We start from the raw sequence: 2,648 nt of genomic DNA, 5'->3' as shown, positions 1-2,648 counted from the left end.
GGGTCCAGCTGACGCCGAGGAGGGCGTCCACGCCGCGGTGGTAGGCGGCGTCGGCCTGCTCGTGGGACATGGCGCGGCCGGCCATCGCGCGGACGTGGGCCACGGGGCGGCCGTGCTGGTCGGCGAGGAGGATCTCCACGGCCGACTCGTCGGTCGAGATCATCCGCACCCGCAGCGCGGTCGCGCCCGTCGCGTACAGGTGCACGCCGGACCAGGCGAACCCGACCGCGACGCTGACGTCGTCGAGGTACTCGGAGGCGCCGAGGATCAGCACGTGCATGGCCGCGTCGAGCAGCGCCGGGTGGAGGTTGAACTCCTTGGTCTCCTCGGCGTACTGCTCGGGCAGCCAGACCTCGGAGTACAGCTCCTCGTTCAGCGTCCAGGAGTGCCGCAGCCCGCGGAAGTGCGGGCCGAAGGTGTAGCCCTCCTTCAGGAACCGGTCGTACAGGTCGCCCAGCTCGATCGGCTGTGCGCCCGCGGGCGGCCACTCGGGCATCTCGGCCCGCTCCTGCGGCACGGTCGGGCGCGGCATGGTCGCCGTGTTGGCGAGTGCGCCGGAGGCGTTGCGGGTCCAGCCCCATTCGGCCGGGGCGTCGTCGAATCGCGAGTAGACGGTGAAGCGGCGGTAGCCGGCCTGGTCGGGTGGGGCGACGACGAAGCGGACGTTGCAGCCGCCGTCGTCGGGCACGACCAGCGGCGTCTCCAGGACCATCTCCTCGAGGTAGTCGCACCCGACCTGGTTGCCGGCCTCGATGGCCATCTCGACGTAGCCGGTGCCCGGCACGATGACGCGGCCGAGCAGGGTGTGGCCGATGAGCCAGGGGTGGGTGCGCAGGGAGAGCCGGCCGGTGAGGACGACCTCGTCGGACTCCGGCAGGGTGACCAGGGCGCTCAGCATGTTGTGCGTGACCGGGACCAGGCCCAGTCCGGTGGCGTCGCGCGAGTTCGCGCCGGGCTTGAGCCAGAAACGCTGGTGGGAGAACGCGTAGGTGGGCAGGTCGACCCGCGTGCCGGGGAGGATCGCGGCCCAGTCGGGGCCGGCGCCGGTGACGTGCAGACCGGCGAGGGCCTCGAGGACCGCATCGGTCTCGTCGCGGTTCGCGCGCTGCGCGGGGATCAGCGCGGCGGGGGTGTCGAGGGTCTGGCCGGCCATGCCGGTGAGGACGGCGTCGGGACCGACCTCCAGGTAGCGGGTGACGCCGAGGCCGGCCAGGGTGGTGACGGCGTCGGCGAACCGGACCGCGCCGCGGACCTGCCGCACCCAGTAGTCGGCGGTGACCTCGGTGATCGGCTGGCCGGTGACCGTGGACACGAGCGGGATCGCGGGGGCGGCGTAGGTGAGGCCGGCGGCGACCGCGCGGAAGTCGTCGAGCATGGGGTCCATGAGCCCGGAGTGGAACGCGTGGCTGACGGCGAGCCGCCTGGTCCTGGTGAACTGGGCGGCGAGGTCCACGACGGACTGTTCGGGGCCGGAGACCACGACGGCGTTCGGGGCGTTGACGGCGGCGATGCCGACGTCGTCGGTGAGCAGCGGGACGACCTCGGCCTCGGTGGCCTGGATCGCGACCATCGCGCCGCCGGCCGGCAGCGCCTGCATCAGCCTGCCGCGGGCGGCGACCAGTGCCGCGGCGTCGGCCAGGGAGAGCACGTCGGCGACGTGGGCGGCGGCCAGCTCGCCGATGGAGTGGCCGGCCACGTGGTCCGGGCGGACACCCCAGGACTCGAACAGGCGGAACAGGGCGACCTCGACGGCGAACAGGGCCGGCTGCGTGAACTGGGTCTGTTCCAGGGCCGCCGCGTCGCTCCCCCAGACGACGTCGGTGAGGGGGCGCGGCAGGTGCCGGTCCAGCTCGGCGGTCACCGCGTCGAACGCGGCGGCGAACTCGGGGAAGGTGGCGTGCAGCCGGCGGCCCATGCCGAGGCGTTGCGCGCCCTGGCCGGTGAACAGCCAGGCACTCCTGCCGGCCTGCCGGCTGGTGCCGGTGACGACGCCGGGCGCGGTCCTGCCCTCGGCCAGGGCGGCCAGCCCGTCGAGCAGCTCGGTCCGGTCCGCGCCGAGGACGACCGCGCGGTGCTCCAGCGCGGCCCTGGTGGTGGCCAGCGAGTGGGCGACGTCCGCCGGGTCCAGCTCGGGCCGCGCGGCCAGGTGGGCGGCGAGCCGCGCGGCCTGCCCGCGCACACCGTCCGCGGACCGCGCGGCCAGCAGCCACGGCACGGCCGGCAGCCCCTGAGCCGCGGGACGCTCGGCGTCCCGCGGGGCTTCCTCCGGGGCCTGCTCGATGATGACGTGCACGTTGGTGCCGGTGACGCCGAACGACGAGATGCCCGCGCGGCGCGGCCCCTCGGTCGCCGGCCAGTCGCGCGGCTCGGTGAGCAGCCGGACACCGCCCGACGACCAGTCCACCTGCGGGGTCGGCTCGTCCACGTGCAACGTCCTGGGCAGCAGGCCGTGGCGGATGGCCTGCACCATCTTGATCACGCCACCGACACCGGCGGCCGCGATAGCGTGCCCCATGTTGGACTTGATGGAACCGAGCCACAGTGGACGGTCGGCCGGCCGGTCCGCGCCGTAGGTGGCCAGCAGCGCCTGCGCCTCGATGGGGTCGCCCAGGTTGGTACCGGTGCCGTGGCCTTCGACCACGTCGATG

Annotated in this window: 1 protein-coding gene; it reads right to left on the bottom strand. The window is 74.3% G+C overall.

Annotated features, from left to right (window positions below; all coding sequences use genetic code 11):
* A partial coding sequence (locus ACJ73U_RS01270) for a type I polyketide synthase (RefSeq protein ID WP_407775610.1) occupies positions 1-2,648 on the bottom strand: 2,648 nt, incomplete at both ends.

Source organism: Actinophytocola sp. (genome assembly GCF_045807065.1).
GTDB lineage: Bacteria > Actinomycetota > Actinomycetes > Mycobacteriales > Pseudonocardiaceae > Actinophytocola.
Note: the sequence above shows the minus strand (reverse complement) of the source record. Positions and strands in the feature narration are given on the sequence as shown.